Origin of the sequence: Rhizobium deserti (assembly GCF_004358025.1) — a bacterium.
Taxonomy (GTDB): domain Bacteria; phylum Pseudomonadota; class Alphaproteobacteria; order Rhizobiales; family Rhizobiaceae; genus Neorhizobium; species Neorhizobium deserti.
Genome location: NZ_SMTL01000001.1, coordinates 1,163,541 through 1,183,914, shown reverse-complemented (window position 1 = coordinate 1,183,914; position 20,374 = coordinate 1,163,541). Strand labels below are relative to the sequence as shown.

General features: G+C 60.2%; 24 protein-coding genes. 13 read left to right on the top strand and 11 right to left on the bottom strand.

Features of this window, described 5'->3' with window-relative positions:
• Positions 1-50 precede the first annotated feature (50 nt).
• The 3 genes from E2F50_RS05670 to E2F50_RS05660 all read left to right on the top strand — a co-directional run bounded on the left by E2F50_RS05670 (position 51) and on the right by E2F50_RS05660 (position 3,972).
• Positions 51-863: a BON domain-containing protein gene (locus E2F50_RS05670; RefSeq protein WP_133315044.1), complete on the top strand. Its 813-nt coding sequence runs from the start codon at positions 51-53 to the stop codon at positions 861-863.
• A 247-nt stretch (positions 864-1,110) separates the two neighbouring features.
• On the top strand, positions 1,111-2,811 hold the full coding sequence (locus E2F50_RS05665; protein ID WP_133315043.1) for a sensor histidine kinase: 1,701 nt from the start codon (positions 1,111-1,113) through the stop codon (positions 2,809-2,811).
• Between the two features lie 63 nt (positions 2,812-2,874).
• Positions 2,875-3,972 (top strand): DNA topoisomerase IB, encoded by a 1,098-nt coding sequence (locus tag E2F50_RS05660; protein ID WP_133315042.1) that lies wholly within the window; start codon positions 2,875-2,877, stop codon positions 3,970-3,972.
• Positions 3,973-4,024: 52 nt separating this feature from the next.
• Here the strand turns inward: E2F50_RS05660 and E2F50_RS05655 are convergent, their stop codons facing one another.
• Positions 4,025-4,585 (bottom strand): type 1 glutamine amidotransferase domain-containing protein, encoded by a 561-nt coding sequence (locus E2F50_RS05655; protein WP_133315041.1) that lies wholly within the window; start codon positions 4,583-4,585, stop codon positions 4,025-4,027.
• Between the two features lie 33 nt (positions 4,586-4,618).
• Entirely contained in the window at positions 4,619-4,816 is a 198-nt protein-coding gene (locus tag E2F50_RS05650) for a hypothetical protein (RefSeq protein WP_133315040.1), read from the bottom strand.
• 197 nt (positions 4,817-5,013) lie between these two features.
• Between E2F50_RS05650 and coxB the strand changes: the two genes are divergently transcribed.
• From coxB to E2F50_RS05625, 5 genes are read left to right on the top strand one after another with little or no spacing between them, the layout of a single operon-like run.
• Positions 5,014-6,081 carry a cytochrome c oxidase subunit II gene (gene coxB / locus E2F50_RS05645; RefSeq protein WP_133315039.1) on the top strand — a complete coding sequence of 356 codons (1,068 nt, stop codon included), beginning with the start codon at positions 5,014-5,016 and terminating at the stop codon, positions 6,079-6,081.
• Positions 6,078-8,594: a cytochrome c oxidase subunit I gene (gene ctaD, locus E2F50_RS05640; RefSeq protein WP_133315038.1), complete on the top strand. Its 2,517-nt coding sequence runs from the start codon at positions 6,078-6,080 to the stop codon at positions 8,592-8,594. The genes coxB and ctaD overlap by 4 nt, the downstream gene beginning before the upstream one ends.
• Positions 8,591-8,974 carry a hypothetical protein gene (locus E2F50_RS05635; protein WP_133315037.1) on the top strand — a complete coding sequence of 128 codons (384 nt, stop codon included), beginning with the start codon at positions 8,591-8,593 and terminating at the stop codon, positions 8,972-8,974. The genes ctaD and E2F50_RS05635 overlap by 4 nt, the downstream gene beginning before the upstream one ends.
• Positions 8,971-9,615, top strand: coding sequence for a cytochrome c oxidase assembly protein (locus E2F50_RS05630; protein WP_133315036.1), 645 nt, complete (start codon positions 8,971-8,973; stop codon positions 9,613-9,615). Before E2F50_RS05635 ends, E2F50_RS05630 begins: the two co-directional genes overlap by 4 nt.
• The gene (locus E2F50_RS05625) at positions 9,612-10,676 is read left to right on the top strand and encodes a c-type cytochrome (RefSeq protein ID WP_245515293.1); all 1,065 of its coding nucleotides are present in this window, start codon (positions 9,612-9,614) and stop codon (positions 10,674-10,676) included. Before E2F50_RS05630 ends, E2F50_RS05625 begins: the two co-directional genes overlap by 4 nt.
• 212 nt (positions 10,677-10,888) lie before the next feature.
• Here the strand turns inward: E2F50_RS05625 and E2F50_RS05620 are convergent, their stop codons facing one another.
• Entirely contained in the window at positions 10,889-11,158 is a 270-nt protein-coding gene (locus tag E2F50_RS05620; protein ID WP_133315035.1) for a hypothetical protein, read from the bottom strand.
• A gap of 108 nt (positions 11,159-11,266) precedes the next feature.
• Here E2F50_RS05620 and E2F50_RS05615 point away from each other — a divergent pair, with 108 nt between their 5' ends.
• The 3 genes from E2F50_RS05615 to glgX all read left to right on the top strand — a co-directional run bounded on the left by E2F50_RS05615 (position 11,267) and on the right by glgX (position 13,954).
• On the top strand, positions 11,267-11,572 hold the full coding sequence (locus E2F50_RS05615; RefSeq protein ID WP_133315034.1) for a hypothetical protein: 306 nt from the start codon (positions 11,267-11,269) through the stop codon (positions 11,570-11,572).
• Positions 11,569-11,796 carry a hypothetical protein gene (locus E2F50_RS05610; RefSeq protein ID WP_133315033.1) on the top strand — a complete coding sequence of 76 codons (228 nt, stop codon included), beginning with the start codon at positions 11,569-11,571 and terminating at the stop codon, positions 11,794-11,796. The genes E2F50_RS05615 and E2F50_RS05610 overlap by 4 nt, the downstream gene beginning before the upstream one ends.
• Before the next feature lie 79 nt (positions 11,797-11,875).
• Positions 11,876-13,954: a glycogen debranching protein GlgX gene (gene glgX, locus E2F50_RS05605; protein WP_133315032.1), complete on the top strand. Its 2,079-nt coding sequence runs from the start codon at positions 11,876-11,878 to the stop codon at positions 13,952-13,954.
• 123 nt (positions 13,955-14,077) lie between these two features.
• Here glgX and glgA read toward each other — a convergent pair whose 3' ends face one another.
• Positions 14,078-15,559, bottom strand: a complete 1,482-nt coding sequence (glgA, locus tag E2F50_RS05600; RefSeq protein WP_133315255.1) for a glycogen synthase GlgA — start codon at positions 15,557-15,559, stop codon at positions 14,078-14,080.
• A gap of 311 nt (positions 15,560-15,870) precedes the next feature.
• Positions 15,871-16,329: a DUF2934 domain-containing protein gene (locus E2F50_RS05595; RefSeq protein WP_133315031.1), complete on the bottom strand. Its 459-nt coding sequence runs from the start codon at positions 16,327-16,329 to the stop codon at positions 15,871-15,873.
• Between the two features lie 160 nt (positions 16,330-16,489).
• On the opposite strand from E2F50_RS05595, the gene E2F50_RS05590 reads away from it, so the two are divergent.
• On the top strand, positions 16,490-16,720 hold the full coding sequence (locus E2F50_RS05590) for a hypothetical protein (protein ID WP_133315030.1): 231 nt from the start codon (positions 16,490-16,492) through the stop codon (positions 16,718-16,720).
• Positions 16,721-16,817: 97 nt separating this feature from the next.
• Here E2F50_RS05590 and E2F50_RS05585 read toward each other — a convergent pair whose 3' ends face one another.
• From E2F50_RS05585 to E2F50_RS05560, 6 genes are all read right to left on the bottom strand, one after another.
• Positions 16,818-17,315 (bottom strand): YciE/YciF ferroxidase family protein, encoded by a 498-nt coding sequence (locus tag E2F50_RS05585; protein WP_133315029.1) that lies wholly within the window; start codon positions 17,313-17,315, stop codon positions 16,818-16,820.
• 82 nt (positions 17,316-17,397) lie between these two features.
• On the bottom strand, positions 17,398-17,583 hold the full coding sequence (locus tag E2F50_RS05580; RefSeq protein WP_133315028.1) for a hypothetical protein: 186 nt from the start codon (positions 17,581-17,583) through the stop codon (positions 17,398-17,400).
• 20 nt (positions 17,584-17,603) lie between these two features.
• Positions 17,604-17,996, bottom strand: coding sequence for a BON domain-containing protein (locus E2F50_RS05575; protein ID WP_133315027.1), 393 nt, complete (start codon positions 17,994-17,996; stop codon positions 17,604-17,606).
• 72 nt (positions 17,997-18,068) lie between these two features.
• Positions 18,069-18,653: a cysteine hydrolase family protein gene (locus E2F50_RS05570; protein ID WP_133315026.1), complete on the bottom strand. Its 585-nt coding sequence runs from the start codon at positions 18,651-18,653 to the stop codon at positions 18,069-18,071.
• Positions 18,654-18,877: 224 nt separating this feature from the next.
• Positions 18,878-19,060: a hypothetical protein gene (locus tag E2F50_RS23155; protein WP_133315025.1), complete on the bottom strand. Its 183-nt coding sequence runs from the start codon at positions 19,058-19,060 to the stop codon at positions 18,878-18,880.
• A gap of 197 nt (positions 19,061-19,257) precedes the next feature.
• Positions 19,258-19,458, bottom strand: coding sequence for a hypothetical protein (locus E2F50_RS05560; protein WP_133315024.1), 201 nt, complete (start codon positions 19,456-19,458; stop codon positions 19,258-19,260).
• Between the two features lie 108 nt (positions 19,459-19,566).
• Here E2F50_RS05560 and ku point away from each other — a divergent pair, with 108 nt between their 5' ends.
• Positions 19,567-20,373 (top strand): non-homologous end joining protein Ku, encoded by an 807-nt coding sequence (gene ku / locus E2F50_RS05555; RefSeq protein WP_133315023.1) that lies wholly within the window; start codon positions 19,567-19,569, stop codon positions 20,371-20,373.
• Position 20,374 lies beyond the last annotated feature (1 nt).

The window sequence follows — 20,374 nt, the reverse complement described above, 5'->3', positions numbered from 1 at the left end:
TTCCGTTGGTGTTCCCCATTGAGGAACCAATGCAATCGAGGAGACAAACAATGGCGAATGGACCCTATTCCCCATCGGGCGGGTATCGAAACGATCGTGCCCGCGAAGAGCGCGATCCGGCCCGGCAATCCTCCCAGGAATACCGGGAAGGCGACACAGGCTATGTGCGCGGTTTCGGCGACTACCAGCGCAGCAGCGATGATGGCTATGGTGGCCGCGACCAAAGCGATCGTGCCCGGCAGCCCCAAAACGGGCGCGGCGACCAGCGCGGGCGAGAGGACTTCAGCTACCAGAGCGGCTATGGCGACAACGACCAGTCGCGGGTATGGGCGCGTGAATCCTACCGGGCAGATCCGTCTTCCTTCAGCTACCAGCCGAACCATCTTCGCAATACCCGAGCCTCTGGCGACCGCTATGGTTCCGGACTGGAGCATCGCGCCGGCCCGGATCGGTATAGCTCGGATCCACGGCAGGGGGATTCCGAGAAGGCTGATCATCGCCGCGGCTTCATGGAGCGTGCCGGCGACGAGGTTGCTTCTTGGCTCGGCGACCGAGGTGCCGAGCAACGCCGCGCCATCGATGAACATCGCGGCAAGGGCCCTAAGGGCTATCAGCGCTCCGACGCACGCATTGAAGAGGATATCAACGACAGATTGAGCGACGATCCGATGCTGGATGCGTCCAACATCACCGTCACAGTGAAGGGTGGGGAGGTCACCCTGGATGGCTTCGTGTCCAGCCGCCTGGACAAGCGCCGCGCCGAAGATCTGGCCGATGACGTATCCGGCGTGCGGCATGTGCAGAACAATCTGCGGCTCAACAATGGCTCTAGCGACAGCCTGACCGGCTCGACGACAGTCTAGCTGCTCAGGGGCGACGCCCAACCAATGCGACCATGTCTACCGGTGTGATTGCATTTGGTACAGCTTTACCTGCCCGCAATCACAAGCGGGCGGGAAAAGGTTCCCGCGCGCCAATCAATCCTTGGCCCATCTTCCAAAACCAGTTAGAAATACCCGTTGTTATATTAGCAAGGGGCGGGATAAGGGATGTCATGTTCGGGCGGGTCGCACAGGACCTGCGTGATATGCTTTGGGACGGGCAGGCGAAATGCTTAGAATTTCGCGCTGGCTTCCGACGGCATCGATAGGGACTTACCTTGTCGCCCTGGCGGCAGGCGTTGCCTTGCCTCTGCTCATCTTTGTCGGCTTCCTGATGCTGCAGCTCGAAGATCATGAGCGGGAAATCCTGTCGAGCCAGACGGCAGAGGATGCCCAGCTGATTGCCCGTTCGGTCGATCGTGAGCTCCAGGACATGGCAACGACGCTGCGCCTGCTTGTGACCTCCCCCGAACTGGAGGCGGGAGATCTGCGCTCCTTTCATAACCGCACGCAGAACAGCCTAAAATCAAACTCGCTCTACGTTATCCTGGTGAATGCGGACGGCCAGCTGCGCCTCAATACCAGGGTGCCGTTTGGCACGCCTTTGGGAAAAACCGGCAACATGCCGGCGCTACAATCGGTGCTGCGTTCCGGTGTCACGGAAGCCTCTCCCGTCTTCCTGGGTGCGACCAGTGGCAGATGGGTGTTCAATGTGGCGATGCCGCTACCGAAGGACATATCCTATTCCGGCGCCGCCATGATCATTACCCAGGATGCCGAGGATCTAAAGAAGCTGATCTCCATCGACGGCCTTCCAAAGGGCTGGTCGGCCGCCGTTGTCGATGGAGCGGGCCGTGTCGTCACCTCCGTCGGCGCCCAAAACCTCGCGCAGGGCTCGGCCTTTCCAGCCGAAACGCTGCGCTTGATGACCGGTTTCAAAGGCACGATCGAGGATGTCGAGGGCGACCTGAAGCAGATGTACGGTTATGCACAGATCACCGGCTGGACCTGGAAGGCTGTTGTCTGGGGGCCGATCGACACAGCCCAGGCGAGCATCCTGACCACGTGGCGGCAGCTGATCGCGGGCGGCGCAGTCTTCCTTGCTGTCGGCATGCTGATCGCTTGGCTGGTCGGCCGCCAGCTCCGCATCCCCATTCAGCAGATCGCCGAAATGGCCGAGCGGATCGGCAAGGGGGAGATCGTTTCGCCGGTGGAAACAAAGATCCGCGAGGCCAATCAGGTGGCGATCGCCTTGTCCAATGCATCCTTTGACCGCAGCCAGGCGGAAGACCGGATCCATCTGATCCTCCACGAACTCGTTCACCGCACGAAGAATATCCTCACCCTGGTGCAGGCGATGATGCGCCAGCTTGGCCGTAAAGGCACCAGCATGGAGGACTTCCAAAAGGCAATTGGCACGCGCCTGCAGGGTCTTGGTAAATCGATCGAGGCCTTGGCAAGGGAACAATGGGCAGGCGTGTCGATCCACCGAGTCATCGAAATCCATATGAGCACGTTCGCCGACGTGGCCGACCGGGTCGAGCTGAACGGGACCGACTTCATGCTCAAAGCCGAAGCCGTCCAGAATTTCGGCCTTATTCTCCATGAACTGGCTACCAATTGCGTCAAATACGGCGCGCTTTCTACCCAGTATGGCAAAGTTTGCATTACCTGGGTCGATCTCCCAGGGGGAACGGAAGACGGCCCTCTGCTTCAGCTCAGCTGGGAAGAGAAGGACGGCCCGCCCGTCCGCGAGCCGACCCAAGCGGGCTTCGGTACGACGATCATCCGGCGCCATGCCGCGGCAGCCTTTGGCGGCCAGGTGGAGGTGGATTATAATCCGCAAGGCCTTCGCTGGAGCCTGACGGCGCCGCGTTCCGCCTTCGAGCGCAACGAGCTTGTGGAGAGCCCGGCCGACATCGCCATCTGAGCCGATCTCAGCTCCTCGATATCAGCGAGGGGAACGAAGCAGTTTGTGCTCCGTTAAGCGCGCATGGATGCGACGATCACCACCACTACAGCCACGGCAACAACAACAACGACGATCGATGTCGATCCGGATTTTCTCGAAGCAATCGGCCTTACCTATGTGAGCGACGTGCAGCCGGGCATTCGGCGGCTTCGCCGCGGCAAGGGTTTTTGCTACAAGCTGCCGGACGGAAAGCTTCTATCCGACGAAGCCGAAAGGCGGCGGATCGCAGCGTTGGGCTTACCGCCTGCCTATGACAATGTCTGGATCTGTCTTGATCCGCGCGGTCATCTTCAGGCGACGGGTGTGGATTCGCGCGGGCGCAAGCAGTACCGTTATCATGCGGACTGGCAGAGCTTCCGCAGCGAGCGCAAGTTTGATCAGCTCGTCCGCTTCGGGGAGGCGCTTCCGCGCATCCGCCGCAAGGTTCAGCGAGACTTGGAATTGGGGCTCGATAAGGCGGATGCAGTCCTGGCCGCGCTCGTCGCACTGATGGACGCAACCCATCTGCGGGTCGGCAACCGCCTTTATGCCAAGGAGAACAAGACGTACGGAGCGACGACGCTCCTGAAGCGTCATATGAAGCTTTCCGATGGCTCTGTGCTGCTGCGTTTTACTGCAAAGGGCGGCAAGCGCGTCCAACATACGGTCAAGCATCCACGGCTGCAGCGCATCTTTGAAGAGATCGCCGACCTACCGGGCCGCCAGCTCTTTTCCTGGCCTGACGAGAACGGCACCCCACATCCAGTCGATTCCGGTCGCCTCAACGCTTATCTCGCAAAAGCAGCGGGCTTTTCGATCTCGGCAAAGACGTTTCGCACCTGGGGCGGCAGTTTGGCGGCCTTGATAGAAGCGTGGCGGATCGTCGAGGAGGAACACAGCCGGCCAAAGATCAAGGCGATTTGCAAAGCGGCATCCGATGCGCTCCACAATACGCCTGCCGTTTGTCGCACCAGCTATATCCATCCGAGCATATTGGCGCTCTCGGAGGACGTCTCGCCAGTTGAAAAGCTGCTCGCCGAAAAGACATATCTGAACGGGCCGAAGGGCTTGAGGGCGAGCGAGCAGCGGCTGCTGGCTTTCCTGAAGGAAGCGTCGAAGATCAACGCCGAGACGGAATGACCGCCTGTACAGCTGCAGGCGGCCATCCTATCTCATTAAGCGAGTTGTGCGATCAGGCGGCGCGCCGGTTGTGGCGGCCTTCCTCGACCTCCTCGACGATCTTGTCGATGAACTGCTCCAGGTCTTCCGGCGAGCGGGACGTGATGATGCCATTGTCGACCACCACGGCTTCGTCCCGCCAGGAGGCGCCGGCATTGCGAATATCGGTGCGGATGGAGTGGTAGGAGGTGGCCTTGCGGCCTCGCAGGGCGTCCGCCTCGATCAGCAGCCAGGGGCCATGGCAGATGGCAGCGACCGGCTTGCCGCTTTTGATGAAATCACGCACAACCTGGACCGCATCCTCGTTGACCCGTAAAAAATCAGGATTGATCTGGCCGCCAGGCAAAACCAGTGCATCGAAGTCCTCAGCCCGGACGTTCTTGGCCTCCAGGTCGACGGGAACGGTGTCACCCCAATCTTTTTCGTCCCAGCTCTTGATCTCCCCGGTCTTGATCGAAGCAATCTTCACGACGGCGCCGCGTTTCCTGAGTTCGTCAAGCGGCACCCGCAGCTCCGAACGTTCGTAGCCGTCGGTTGCGAGAATAAGGATAGAGGCGGATTTGATCTCGGCCATGCTTTGTTCCTTTCGGTATGTGATTTCAGATCTTCAAAGGCGTCCGGTGGAAAGATCCCGGCCGTTGATCGAGGCAGGGACGCGGATTTCCTCGCGGGTCGCCTTGGGGAGGGGCAGCACGACAGCTTCCGGCGCGACGGCTTGCAGTTCCTGGGGATGTGCAACCGCGAAGGTCTTCTTCTGGTCGCTGTTCATCAGCCGGTTTTTCAGCAGTTGGAAAATGTGTCGCATGATCAATCTCCCGTTGTGGAGGCGGGCGGTCGGCCCGACCATAGGAAGCAAACCTTTGTTCAGGGCATTGGTTCCACCTTTTTGCAGGTCGCCATATTTCGTGAGAAGCGCCGTGGAACAAATGCAAAGGCAAGGCGTTGAGCGCGATTGATCACGACCGCATCCAGTAGCGGAAGCCAATCGACGGATAAGGCCGGATGACTGATGACCGCTTGACCGGCTCCGAATGCTGGCCAATCCGATCAAGACTGTTTATCGGCCGAATAACCGATCGCGCAGATGCCCGCAGTTTTTACCGTGCGGGACTGATGCTCGCTGCTTCCCTCCTTTGCTCCTGTTCGGGACCTCAGTCTGCGCTCGATCCTGCCGGGCCTGAGGCCGAGGACGTAGCAATTCTGTTTTTCACTATGGTGGTCGGCGGCGCCCTGATCTGGTGCAGCGTCGTCGGCATCCTGTTCTATGCGAGCCGCAAAAAGCACGCCTATGACGCCGGACAGGCCAGCCGGATCATTCTGTGGTGCGGCGTAGTCTTTCCCACGATTGTCCTCGGCGCCCTGCTTTCCTATGCGGTCTGGCTGATGCCGAATATCCGTCCCGGCTTCGGAGAAGCGAATGCGAGACTGAGGACGATCGACGTGGCCGGCGAGCAGTTCTGGTGGCGCGTACGCTACCAGAACGCGGAGGGATCTGCGGCCTTCGAGACGGCAAACGAGGTGCGGGTGCCGGTCGGCGAGCGTGTCCTCTTCAAGCTGACATCACCGGATGTCATCCATTCCTTCTGGATTCCCGTCCTCGGCGGTAAGATGGATGTCATCCCCGGGCGAGAAAACCATCTGACGCTGATGGCGGAAAAGCCCGGCACTTATCGGGGCGTCTGCGCCGAATTCTGCGGCCCCTCGCATGCCTTCATGGCATTTACCGTGGTCGCCATGGAGCCTGGAGCTTTCGAGGACTGGACAAAGGCGCGCGCCAGCTTCGACGGAGCCCGCGACGCCGAAGGTCTGGCGCTGTTTCTCAAGCACGGCTGTTCCGCCTGCCATGCGATTTCGGGCACCGAGGCGCGTGGCACGATCGGCCCCGATTTGAGCGGTTTTGGCGAGCGCGGCTCGGTCGGCGTTGGCGCTCTTGTTAATACGCAGGAAGATATCGCCCGCTTCATCCGCAATCCGTCGGAGATCAAGCCGGGGGCCCGCATGCCGCATTTCTCCATGCTGCCGGAGACCGATATTCAGCGGATTGCCGCCTATCTGAAAGGGCTCCAATGAGCATCGAGCTCGGAAATTTTACGGCGGAGGAACGTGCGGCTCAGGAAGAGCGGCTGCGCAAGGTCTGGGGCACGCCGAAGGGGCTTCGCTATTGGACCTCCGTCAACAATAGCGAGATCGGCCTCTGGTATGCCTGCACCGCCTTCGCCTTCATGCTGTTTGCCGGCGGTCTGGGGCTTCTCATGCGCCTGCAGCTGGTGGTGCCGAACAATAATTTCCTGTCGGCGGATTTCTTCAACCAGGCCTTCACCCTGCATGGAACAGTGATGATGTTCCTGTTCGCGGTGCCGATCTTCGAGGCGATCGCGATCTTTCTCCTGCCGTCCATGCTGGGCGCGCGGGAGCTGCCTTTCCCGCGTCTGTCCGCCTTCGGCTACTGGAGCTTCCTGCTCGGCGGTGTCTTCGTTTGCGGCTCGATCTTCTTCAACGCGGCGCCGAATGCCGGCTGGTTCATGTATCCGCCGCTGGCAACCGACGAGAAATATTCGGGCATCGGCGCCGATATCTGGCTGCTCGGCCTGTCTTTCATCGAGGTGGCGTCGATTGCCGCCGCCGTCGAGATCATCGTCGGCATCATGAAATGCCGGGCGCCGGGCATGCGCATCAACCTGATGCCAATGTTCGCCTGGTATCTGCTGATCGTCGCCGGCATGATCCTGTTCGCCTTTCCGCCGCTGATCGCCGGCGACCTCCTGTTCGAGATGGAGCGGATGTTCGACTGGCCGTTCTTCGACGTGGCGAGGGGCGGGGATCCGCTGCTCTGGCAGCACCTGTTCTGGATCTTCGGTCATCCGGAAGTCTACATCATCTTCCTGCCCGCCATTGCGCTGATGGCGATGATCGTGCCGACCTTCTCTCAGCGGCCGATCGTCGGCTATTCCTGGATCGTGCTCGCGGCCGTCGGCACCGGCTTCCTGAGCTTCGGGCTCTGGGTGCATCATATGTTTGCAACCGGGCTGCCGCAAATCTCGCTCGCCTTCTTTTCCGCCGCCTCGGAAGCCGTCGTCATTCCGACGGGCGTGCAGATCTTTGTCTTCGTTGCCACCATGCTGGCCGGGCGGGTGATCTTCTCCGTTCCCATGCTGTTCGGCACCGGCGGACTGATCATCTTCGTGATCGGCGGCCTCACCGGCGTCATGGTCGCGCTCGTGCCTTTCGACTGGCAAGCCCACGACACCTATTTCGTCGTGGCACACCTGCATTACGTGCTGATCGGCGGCATGCTGTTTCCGGTGGTCGCCGGCATCTATTATTATTTCCCCTTCGTGACCGGCAAGAAGCTCTCGGACGCCTGGGGCAAGGCCGCCTTCTGGCTGATGTTTACCGGCTTCAACATCGCCTTCTTCCCCATGCACCTGTCCGGCCTGCGCGGCATGCCGCGGCGTGTCTTCACCTATCCGCAGGATATAGGCTGGGACTGGTTCAACCTCATCTCCACGGTCGGCGCCTTCGTCTTCGCCGCCGGCGTCGCGACCTTCGTGATCGACATCCTGCGGCCGAAGCCTGCGCCATCCGAGCCCAACCTCAATCCCTGGAACTCGGGCACGCTCGAATGGACAAACAATCCGGCCGAGGATTGGGGCATGCGCTCCGTGCCGATCATTTCCAGCCGCTACCCGCTCTGGGACCAGCCCAACCTGCAAGCGGATATCGAGGCGGGGCGCTTCTATCTGCCGGATGCCAAGTCCGGCCGGCGGGAAACGCTGGTCACCTCCGTGCTGGATGCAACGCCGATCCAGTGCCTGCGCGTCGGCGGCACATCCTATGTCACCATCGTCGCGGCACTGGCGCTCGGCGGCGTCTTTATCGCGCTGACCTTCAAGTGGTGGATCGCCACCATCATCTGTTCGATCATCACCTTTGCCGCCATCGTCACCTGGCTTTGGAGAGGAACGGCGCAGATCCCCGAAGCACCGGAAACCGATGTCGGGCTGGGGCTCAAGCTGCCGATCTACGTGTCCGGTCCGGCCTCCGTCGGCTGGTGGGCCATGTTCATCACCATGGTCGGCGACGGAACCGCGTTTGCCAGCCTGATCTTCGGCTATTTCTTTTACTGGACGGTCCATGACGATTTCACCGCCGCAGCGCAGGGGCCCGGCGTGGTTTGGCCGATCACCGCTCTCGTCCTGTTCGTCGCTGCCTGGGGATTGACGCTTCTCGCCCGGCAGCTGAACGAAAAGGGACCGAACGGCGCCCGCATCGCGCTGGTGGCAGCCATCATCGTCACGCTTGCGGCATGCGGCGCGGGTCTTGCCGGTCCTTATCTTTACGCCATGGACCCGACCGCCCATGTTTATCCGGCCACGGTGTGGATCGTGGCGATCTGGGCGGTCGTGCATGGCGTCGTCGGCGCCATCATGCAGCTTTACTGTCTGGCCCGCAGCCTTGCGGGCAAGATGACCGGCGAATACGACCAGGATATCCGCAATGTCGCACTCTACTGGCACTTCATGGCTTTCACGGCCGTCGTGACCTTTGCGGTCGTCGGCCTCTTTCCCTTGGTGAGCGCATGAAGAGCGTCATCCCTCGCGAGGTCGAGACCCTCTGGACGCTGTTTACGGCGCCGGTGGTGTGGGCGGTGCATTTCCTTGTCTGCTATGTCGGGTTTGCGGTTTATTGCGCCAAGGCTCTGAGCCTCCATCTATCCTTCGACGCGGTGCGGATCGGGCTTGGCGTCTTCACGCTGCTGGCCTTGGCCATGATCGTTCTGTCGGCCTATCTCGCCTGGCGTCAATGGGGATATGGCACAGGCGATCCGCCCCATGACGCACCGACAAGGCAAGACCGCAAGCACTTCCAGGGCTTCGCGACCCTGCTACTCTCCGGCCTCAGCTTCATCGCCGTGCTCTACATGGCCATCCCGATGATCTTCATTGCGGAGTGCCAGAGATGAGAACTTCGACCCTTGTCCTCGGCTTTGTCCTGCTTCTTGCCTTCTGGTTTCTGCTGCTGCCCTTCGCCGATAGGGCTGCATTTTCGGTGCACATGATTGCCCATATGGGAGTCGTGGCGATCGCCGCGCCGCTGATCGCGCTCGGCCTGTCTGGAACGCGGCTGGATTATACGGCAGACCGGACCTGGCTGACGCCGGTGCTAGCCTCCGTCCTGGAACTGTTCGCGGTCTGGGGCTGGCATGTTCCGGTGCTGCGGCAGCTGTCGGAAGGCTCCGGCTTGGTGGCGGCGCTCGAGCAGATCGTCTTCCTCGGAGCTGGTCTCACCCTCTGGCTGTCCTGCCTCGGCGGCGCGGCGAGCGGACGGGAGGAAAGACGGCTTGCGGGAACTTTTGGCCTTCTCTTCACCTCCATGCACATGACCCTGCTCGGCGCACTGCTGGCGCTCTCGCCGCGGCCTTTGTTCGGGGAAGGCGAAGTCAGCTGCCTCGGCCTCACCTTGACTGCAGCGCAGGACCAGCAGGCGGGTGGCGTGATCATGCTTCTGGTCGGTGCAGTGGCCTATCTTGCCGGTGGCCTTGCGCTGCTGGCGGGCACGCTCAATCGTCCGCTGCAGACCGGTGAGGGGAGGGTAAGCCGATGATGACCATCCGCTGGAAACATGTGCTCGCCCTCATTGTGATCCTGCCGATCGCCGGGCTGCTGATCGGCTGGTCCGGCTTGATCGGCATCCGCGCCAGCAGCGGCCATTGGGCTGTGACCGACTGGTTCCTGCACTGGGTGATGCGCAGCTCAGTCAGCACGGCAGCAATCACGGTGCAAGCGCCACCTCTCGATAATCCTGCCCTTCTGCCGCCGGCAGCCGGCCATTTCGAAAGCGGCTGCGCTACCTGCCATGGTTCGCCGGCGCAAGCCCGCTCCACTGCGGTGCTCGGCATGTTGCCGCCGCCGCCGGATCTTAAGGGCGTCATTGGCTCGTGGACGGACGAGCAGCTTTTCGAGATCGTCAAGCATGGCGTCAGATATACCGGCATGCCCGCATGGCCGGTGCAAACACGGGATGACGAAGTCTGGGCCATGGTTGCCTTCCTTCGCCGCCTGCCGGACATGTCTTCCGGCCAATATACCGCCATGGCCGGCCTGGCGACGGGACGTCAGGTTGCCCGCATGTCGGCCCAGGCAATTACCTGCGACAGTTGTCATGGCGAGCAGCGACTTGGTGAAGATAGCCTGATACCCAGCCTTTCCGGCCAGTCGAAAACCTACTTGATGAACAGCCTGCAGGCTTATGTCCAGGGACGGCGACCAAGCGGCATCATGCAGCAGGCAGTGTCGACGATCCCGGAAGATCAGTTGCGCGAATTCGCAGCGCATTATGCCAGCCAGCCTCAGCCCCTCCATCGATCAGCTGCGGATCGGTCTTTGGTGGCCCGGGGGCAGGAGCTTGCCGAAAAGGGAAGGGCGGCAGATACCATTCCAGCCTGTCTCAGCTGTCATGAGAGAGAAGGCGGCAACGCTGCTTATCCGCACTTGTCGGGCCAGAAAGTGCCCTATCTCGAAACGCAGCTGCGGTTGTTCCGCGGGGGCGTCCGAGGCGGTTCTTCCTACAGCCATATCATGACCGAAGCGGCTGCCCATCTGGGCGACGAAGATATCACGGCTCTCGCAGCCTATTTCGCTGGCCGCGAGAGCGTGGGGCCGTAAACGGCCACTCCTCCTCAGGAGTTCAAAAGCCTTTCAGACCGGCACGATCATCATGTAGCACGCCGCGATGACCAGAACGAAACTTGCTGCTTCTACCCATTCCCTGACCATAACCGCCTCCATGTTGCATGCAGGATGAACGAGGATCAGGCAATCTTGTTCCACAATATGGCCATAATCGTGGCATGGTCGCCGCAAAGATGTATGGGCAGTTACCGGATGTCCGCAGCGGCCCTTGCCCGGGCGGCTTCCAGGATGCTGCGAAGCTCGCGTGCAGCAGCGTTTTCGATCGCTAAGGCGCCATCGGGAAGGACACCGGGATCCTCTTCATTATCCTTCAAGGTCGCGTCGTCGCGGAGGCGCTGCAGGAATTCTGAGATTGTCGTTTCGCCGCCGATCATCGCCGCCAGCATGTCGATCATCAGCTCCCGGTGAGCGTTGAGCTTTCCTTCCAGTTCCTGCGGCGTCAGGCTCGTCGACATCATCTTCTCCTTCACATCTGTTCTGCGGGAGACATAGGGGAGAGGGGTCGCGAGGGAACAATAGGGCAAACCGAAAGTTGACCTTGCGATCACGATTTGGAGGATGCCATGGCTGAATTTGCCAGGACTGGTACCGGAACCGACCAGAAACCTCGACACGAGCAGCACGATGTCCGTGACCGTTTGATCCTGGCGCTTTACGCCCAGTTGCAGGCGGAACGGCAGACACGGGAAGCTCTGGAGTATGTGATCCGCAATGGCGCGCTGGCGCCGGAGGTTCTGGAAGCGATTGCCGGCGATCCGATTCCGGTGGCCATAACCGAAGACGTGGCGGCCGTTGAAAAGATCATCGCGCTCGATGCCCGGCGTCCGACAGCGCGACACAACAAGACCAAGGGAGCAGAAACAACATGAAGCGTTTGATCATGGCCATGTCGGCAGGGCTTCTGCTCGCCGGCTGCAGCGATTCCGGTGAAAAGCAGAACGACACCTTCAACAATACGCCGCCTCCCCAAGCCAATAACACGGCGCCGACCGAGCAAAGAGCGACGCCGCAGAGCGGCTCCGGCTATCAGGCCCCCGTCAACAATGCGGCTGGCGCGACGAACAGCCAACCTACCGAGGCGCCGAAGCAATAGTTTCTGTCATAGTTGAAGATCGAGGGAACGAAATGTTGTGCCGCACCATTATGACGGGAATCTTTCAACTGGGTGCGGCATGACGACAAATACCGGTAACTTCGAAATCCAACCTGGCTCCTGGCTCCAACTGGGGGCCAATTTTGATGGTGAAGGGGTCAATTTCGCTATCTTCTCGGCGCACGCGCAGCGTGTAGAGCTCTGCCTGTTCGACGAGAGCGGCAAGAACGAGATCGCCCGTCTTGAACTTCCGGAATACACGCACGAGATTTGGCACGGCTATGTGCCCAAGCTGAAGCCGGGAGCGCTTTACGGTTTCCGCGTGCATGGCCCCTATGACCCTGAAAACGGCCACCGCTTCAACCCCAACAAGCTGCTAATCGACCCTTATGCGCGCGAACTGGCGGGTGATGTGGAGTGGAACGAGGCGCATTTCGCTTATGATCTCCTGCACGAGGACAAGGATCTGGTTTTCGATGCGCGCGACAGCGCACCTTTCATGCCGAAATGCCGCGTGATCGATCCTAACGAATTCGACTGGCAGGACCAGAACCGGCCGAACATCGCCTGGCCGCATACGATCGTGTATGAGACCCATGTGAAGGGCTTTACACAGCTCAATCCAGGCATCCCGCAGAACCTCCGCGGCACGTTCGAGGGTATGGGCCACAAGGCCTCGGTCGACTACATCAAGAGCCTCGGCATTACCTCGGTCGAACTGATGCCGATCCATTCGTTCCCGGACGACCAGCACCTGCTCGACAAGGGCCTGCACAATTTCTGGGGCTATAACACGCTCGGTTTCTTTGCGCCGGCGTCGCGCTATTATGGACCGAAAGGCATCCAGGGCTTCCGCGACATGGTGCGGTCCTTCCACGATGCCGGCATCGAGGTCATTCTCGACGTGGTTTACAACCACACGGCGGAAGGCAACGAACTCGGCCCGACCCTCTCCTTCAAGGGCATCGACAACTTCTCCTATTACCGCACCATGCCGGACCAGCATCGTTACTACATCAACGACACAGGCACCGGGAACACGGTCAACACCTCGCATCCGCGTGTCCTGCAGATGGTCACGGATTCGCTGCGCTACTGGGCCGAGGCGATGCATGTCGACGGCTTCCGCTTCGACCTTGGCACCATTCTCGGCCGCGAGCCGGAAGGCTTCAACGAGCGCGGCGGCTTCTTCGACGCAATCACCCAGGATCCGGTTCTCTCCAAGGTCAAGCTGATCGGCGAGCCCTGGGATATCGGTCCCGGTGGCTATCAGGTCGGCGGCTTCCCGCCCGGCTGGGCGGAATGGAACGACAAGTACCGCGACACGGTGCGCGAATACTGGAAGGGCGACAACGTGCCGACCGATTTCGCGGCACGCCTGCTCGGCTCAGGCGATCTCTATGACCAACGCGGTCGTCGCCCTTGGGCGAGCGTCAACTTCATCACGGCCCATGACGGCTTCACCCTGAACGATCTCGTTTCCTATAACGAGAAGCACAACGAAGATAACGGCGAAGACAATAACGACGGTCACAACGACAACCGCAGCTACAATTACGGTGTCGAAGGTCCGACGGAGGACGAGGGCATCAATGCGGTGCGCGAGCGCCAGAAGCGCAACTTCCTCGCCACGCTGTTCTTCTCGCACGGCACGCCCATGCTGTTGGCCGGCGACGAGTTCGGTCGCAGCCAGATGGGCAATAACAACGGCTATTGCCAGGACAGCGACATTTCCTGGGTGCATTGGGAGGACTTGCCAGAAAGCTGCGAGGAGCTGCGCGAATTTACCCGCCGGATCATCAAGCTGCGCCACGAGCAGCCGATCCTGCGGCGCGAGAACTGGCGCGACGGGATGGACATCAAGTGGTTCAATGCCGGCGGCGGATTCCAGACTGCCGAGCAGTGGGAAGAAGGCTCGACGATTGGCCTTTACATCGGCCGCGGCGATCTGAAGGAGGAAGAAGGCATATGGCACGACGTGCTGCTGCTGTTCAATCCGTTTGAAGGCAATGTTCCGTTCCGCATCCCGCAGTTCGGCGAAGGCGGCTGGGTGCTGGAACTGACGACGTCGGATGTCACCAAGCACGGCCAGGTCATCACCAAGGAACGGGACTTCGAACTTGAAGGTCGAAGCCTGGTGCTCTTCCGCAGACCATAACCGACATCGGAACCAGTCGCCGGGGGGTATTCGACCCTCCGGCGACCTCTCCTTATACAACGAGACATAATAAAACCGGCCCGAGGCCGGTTTTTTTATTAAACTGACTTCAGCCGCGACGCCTCAGAAGGAGGCGCGGCGGATATCGCTGGTGGATGCGGCGCGGCCGGACTTGCGGATCAGGTTGGCATAAACCGTGGCATACTGTTCGGCGCTGCGCTCCCAGGAAAACTTTGCTTTCATGCCCTGGTTCTGCAAGCGCGCCCACATTTTCGGCTCGACATAGGCATGCATGGCGCGCCTCAAGGCCAATCTCAGCCCGTCCGTCGTAACGGGGTGGAACTGAAATCCGGTGGCAACACGTGCGGACATGGCCGCGTCATTGGCATCGATGATGGTCTCAGACAGGCCCCCGGTCCTTGAGACGACCGGGACTGTTCCGTACCGCAGCGCGTAGAGTTGGGTCAGGCCGCAGGGCTCGAAGCGGGAAGGCTGGACGATGGCGTCGGACCCACCGTGGATCAGGTGCGCGGTCGGTTCATCATAGCCGATATGCACCGCCATGCGTCGCGGATAGCGCTGCGCCGTCGCGAGAAGATGCTGCTCGATATCGTGATCGCCCTGGCCGAAGATGATCAGCTTGCCGCCATTGGCAACGACCTCGTCGGCCGTTTCGGCCAGCATGTCGAGGCCCTTCTGCCATGTCAGGCGGCTGACCGCCGCAAAGACCGGACCGTCGTCATCGGTATCCAGATCGAAGGTCTTCATCAGGACCTGGCGGATTTCACGCTTCCGCCTCAAGCTGGTGAGGTCGTAATTGCGCGGCAGATAGGGGTCGGTGGCCGGGTTCCAGACGTCGAGGTCGATCCCGTTGACGATGCCCCGCAGGATGGAAACGCGTTCGTTCAGAACGCCGTCCATGCCCATGCCGAAGCGCGGCGTCAGGATTTCGCGGGCATAGGTCGGGCTGACAGTGGTGATCGCATCCGCCGTCTGCAGGCCGCCCTTGAGGAAGCTGATATCGCCGAAATATTCCAGTCCTTGCATGTTGTAGAGGCTGGCGGGAAGCCTGATCTCCGGCAGGATCTGCGCCGAATACTGGCCCTGGAAGGCAATGTTATGGATAGTGATGACGACCGGCGTCGTGCAGCCCATGTCCCGCATATAAACGGAGGTGAGGGCCGACTGCCAATCATGCGTATGCACGAGATCGGGCTGCCAACCGGGTAGAAGGCCGGATGCGATCTCGGCTGCGGCGCGTGAAAGCGCTGCAAAGCGCTTCCAATTATCCGCGTGATCGCGGCCATGCGCATCCACATAAGGGCCGCCTGGACGGTCGTAGAGGCTGGGCGCGTCGAGAATAAAGAGGCTCAACCCATCCACCCGCGCATGCAGAAGCGAAGCGCGCACGCCCAGGAGATCGTCGAAAACAACGAGCGGCGTCGCGTTTTTCAGCTGCTCCATGACCCTCGGATAGCCGGGCACAAGCGAGGTGGTTTCGACGCCACAGGAGGCGAGCGCCTTAGGCAGAGATCCAGTCACATCCGCCAAACCCCCGGTCTTGACCAAGGGGTAGATTTCGGATGTCACCGACAAAACCTTCATTTCAGAGATATCCCCATTCCGGCGGGCAGAAGCGGCAACCCGATTGATCCTTTGGGCAGGATTGCGGGCTATGCTTTCAACAGAAACCTGCGCGTTCATCATGCCTGCCTCCGCCATGCTGCATTTGTGTAGATCAGAACGCGTGGCTTACATTGCACGTTCCATGGCCGAAGTGGAATTGAATAAACCGTACGCCCGACACTCATCCGAAAAATCCAAGCAGGAACAAGATATCGGCCGCGGCGACTGTCGTCGCCACGGCCACTGTAAATTTAGATAGGGTTCGGACAGAGTGACAGCAGTCATTGCTGTCAGCCGCCAGCCGCGGCCTTCTTAGAGCGCTTCTTATCAGGCTCCTGCACGGAAGCGGCAGGTGTTGTTGGAGCTTTCGCGGCAGATGTCTTAACCGGCGTGGCTTTCGCGGCCGCAGCCTTGGAAGAGTTCGCTTTGGTGGAAGTTGCTTCGGCGGCGCTGGCGAGATCGGTCGGTTTCGTCGGCTTGGAGCCCGCAGCGGCTTTGCCCGCTGCCTTCGATGCAGACGTCTTGCTCGACGTGGCCTTGGCTGCGCTGCTCTTTATCTCTGCTGGCGTTTCTGCTGCGCCATTTGCCTTTCGGCGGGATTTGCCTGAACCGGCCGCTGCCGGGTTATTCGTCATATATTCAAGTCTTGCTTGTTCCCAATGCTCGGCATCCTTGCCTGTGGGATAGCCTTCGGCTTCCCACAACTCGTAGGCACGCCTTCTGATCCATTCTTCGTTGGATTCCGCCATGTTCGTCTCCATTCGCCCAAACGCCCAACGCCGATGTAGACAAAAGGTTCCAGCGGCAATGAGAAAAGTTCGGGTGACTATGACTAAAGCTACCGCTGACGGCGCTGATCGGAACTTTCTTCGGGCATCGGCGTTAGAGCCCTCTGGGAGGAGTACATGAATGGAAAACTACTGCGATATCATGCCTGATGCCACAGGCTGGGTTTACGTCCTCGATGGCGTCCAGTCGCCCTGCGCCTATTACAGCTATGAGCTTGCGCTAGAAGCGGCTCAGGCCCAATTGGCCCGTAAGGGGCGTGGTCGGCTCTTTCGATACCAGGCGCTGAACGGTGAAATGCTGCCGGTCCAGGCAATGAGTCTGGCAAGGCCACCTGCATCCATGAGCTTCTAGTTACCGCCTGTTGCCAATCGAGAGGCCCGGTCTCCGGGCCTCTTTTTTTGTAAGGATGCAGCCGAGCCGCATCCTATTTTTGTTTGGTCGCTCGACCTTATGCAGCTTTCTGGGCAGCCGAGTTGACAGCCGATTCGGCCAAGCCAGTCAGCAGTTCGTCCGTCTTGGACTCTTCAGCCAGCGTCTCTTCGAGGAGCGTCACCGCTTCCTTCAGGCCGAGCTGCTGTGCCCAGGCGCGCAGGGTGCCATAACGGCTGATCTCGTAGTGCTCAACGGCCTGAGCCGCAGCCAGAAGACCGGCGTCCAGAGCAGGCGTGCCCTTGAACTCTTCCATGATTTCTTCGCCTTCGGAAATGATACCTTCGATCGCGTCGCAGGTCTTGCCCTGGGCGCGCTTGCCGATCAGTTCGAAGACCTGCTTCAGCCGGTCGATCTGGCCTTCGGTTTCATCTTTGTGGGTCTTGAAGGCAGCCTTGAGCTTTTCGTCCTGGGCGGCGCGTGCCATCTTCGGAAGGGCCTTGGCGATCTGGCGCTCGGCATAATAGATGTCCTTGAGCGTCTCATAGAACAGGTCGTCGAGGGTCTTGTTGGCCATGGTGTTTCTCCTTGTTGTAGACATTCTTGATCAGGGGATTGCGAGACTCGTAACGACAAGCCGCCGCGAAAGGTTCCGCCCGTTATCGGCTGTGCGTGCTCGGCTGGCGGCCGCCCTGCGGCTTGTCATAAAGAGCTTTAACGGCCTCTTCCTGACGTGCCTTTTCGCTGCTCGACAGGCGCCGGCGCTGCAGCATTGCATAAGCGATGGCGCCACCCAGAAGGATGGGGCCGATCGCGACGAGGATGAACCAGAGATTGTCTGCCATTGCTGTCTCCTATCCGGACGTTAGTGCCGTTCGGGAGCGAGGCGAAGATTGTTCTGGCAGGATTGCGCACCCTCGACCGACAGGGCGCAGGCCTCGGCCCTCTCCTTGTCGGCGAGCTGCGCGACATAGCCTCCCAGACTAACGACGCCGTCCTGAACCGTGACAGTGATATTGGTGGGATCGAGAAAGGCGTCCTGAGTCAGTTGCTCTTTGACGTCCTGCTCGACGAGATCATCCGCGCGCTGGTAGCCGAGGGGGCCCTTGCCTGCCTGCTTTTCCTGTCCGGGCTCCGTTGCGAAGATGTTTGTCTCGCCCTGAAGATATCCGCTTGGGCGGCTTTCCGCCGGTCCTTCCCAGCGGGGCCACTGCGACGTTTCCCCGGGACGGCCGGCTTTTGGCTGCTCGTTTTTCATCGGTGGCTCCTTCGATGGTAGTGCGATTGCTGCTACTGGAAACCGACGAAACGCCGGAAGGTTCCTTTGGAGCTACGCCCAAGAGCTGAGTATGTCTTCAACGCGTGCAAGCCTGAGTTGGCTGGAGAAGCGGCTGCCGAACAGCGACAGCGACGCATCATGGGTCTCGTCGGAGGTGCTGCATATCGCATCTTGGAGGAGGATGATGTAGTACCCGAGATCGACAGCGCCGATCACAGTCGCCAGCACGCAGACATCGGTTTCACCGCCGGAAATCACCAGCGTAGTCACCTCCTCGTGCTGCAGATAGGCGTGCAGGCGGCCGTCGAGCCAGGGCGAATAGGTCATCTTGTCGAAAACCGTGGCAGGCGGCACCAGGGCCCGAAGTTCAGGAATGATATCGCCCATCTCGTCACCGAGCTGGCTGCGGGTCATCATCGGCCATTTCTCGTAATACTCTCGCCAACTTCCAAAGGCATCGCCCGGTGTCTTGGGCGGCAGGAAGCGCGTGAATATGGTCTTATCCGCGTGAACCTCGGAAAGCGCCGCTACTGGCTCGCGAACGCGCTGCATCCAGGGTATCTGCCATGGTGTGGCTTCGGCGAACATGCGCTGCATGTCGACGCAGAGATGTCTGCAACGGCCCAGATCCTCCATCGGCTTGCCTCCTTTTCCAGAGCGCCAAAAACCATGAGGACCGGCTAAAGTTCCCGCTGGGAATGGCGCAAGAGACAAGGACAATGGCAGCCGCTCAGATGATCAGCCGGCGCGTCGGACGGTCAACGAAATGCAAGGGAAATGGGGGAGGACGATCGTCCATCCGGGGGGCAGTTACTCTCATGAGCGAGCGGTTTCGCTCCCACCGCCGGCGTTATCGGTCGCTATTCTGAGGCGCGTGCTTCCATCTTTTCGTTGAGAGCCTTCTGCAACTCGCGTGCCAGGTCGAGCAGGCGGTCAGGAACCTCTTCCTTTTCGATCTCGGTCAGCAAGACGGAAACCTGCCGGTTGACCCGGCGTCCTATCCTTGCCTCCTGCTCCTTAACCGAACTGTTCTGTTTCGCCATCCCGACCTCTGAGGTATCACTACGGCATAACCGGTGCCGGCCCAATCGCTGGCCGGAAAACCCTACAGAGTCCCTCTTACAGTATCGGGGGTTATTTCGGATATCCCGAAAAAGTCACAGAGGATAAATGAAGTAGGGCAGCTTCCTATCCAGGAAGCCGCCCCATTTGTTCCAGTGCTTGATCAGATGATCCGAATTTAACGTTTCGGGGGCGCTGGCGTGCCGGCCGGGATGGAGGTCACGGTGGTCGCAACCGGGTCGCTCGCCGGGAACGTGTCTTCGAGACCTTCCTCGAGCTGTTCTTCGAGAGCGGCATCATTGCCTCTCTCACGGGCGCTGCTTTGGGCTGCCTTGCCCTGGTCCTTCGGAGGGGAATTAGGGGTGCTGTTGATGCTCATGGAAATGCCTCCTGCGATCTGGTTCGGGCAAACGGCTGTTCCGGATGTTTGTTCCGGAACCAAGCGGAGCATGTTCGGGTTGTCCAGGCAAACAATAAGGAGTTGTCCGTGGCGCCCCGCGTATTCTGGAAAGGCTATCTGAAGCTGTCGCTGGTCACCTGCCGTGTCACCATGACGCCGGCCATTTCCGAAGGCGCCAAGGTCCGCTTCCACAACATCAACCGCAAAACCCATAACCGTGTCCTCAGCCAGTATGTCGATGCCGAAACCGGCGCGTCCGTGGAGGACGAGGATCAGGTCAAGGGTTACCCGAAGAGCGAGGACGAATATGTGCTCTTCGAGGATGAGGAGATCGAGGATGTGGGTCTTGAAAGCACCCGCACCATCGACATCGAGACTTTCATTCCGTCTGGTTCGATCGGCTGGACCTGGTATGACCGGCCGCATTATCTCGCACCCGATGACGAAGTGAGCGCCGAGGCCTTTGCGGTGATCCGCGAGGCGATGGCCAATACCGGCACCGGCGGCATTGCGCGGCTGGTCATGTATCGCCGCGAGCGGGCCGTGCTGCTCATGCCCAAGGACAAGGGCATTGTGGTTTGGACGCTCCGCTATGGCGACGAGGTCCGCAACGCTGAAGATTATATGCCTGGCAAGCCTTCCGAGAAGGCGGAAGCCAAGCAGTTGTCGATGATGAAGAAGATCATCGAGGAGCGGACCCAGGCCTGGGATCCGTCCATGGTGGACGATCCTGTCCAGGACAAGCTTCTCGACATCATTGCTGCCCGCAAGAAAGGCCGCAAGACGAAGAAGCAGGCTTCCGCCAAGACGCCTGAGCGCACCAATAATGTCATCGACATTACCAGTGCGCTGAAAAAGAGCCTCGAAGCCGAAAGGAAGTCGACGCGCAAATAGG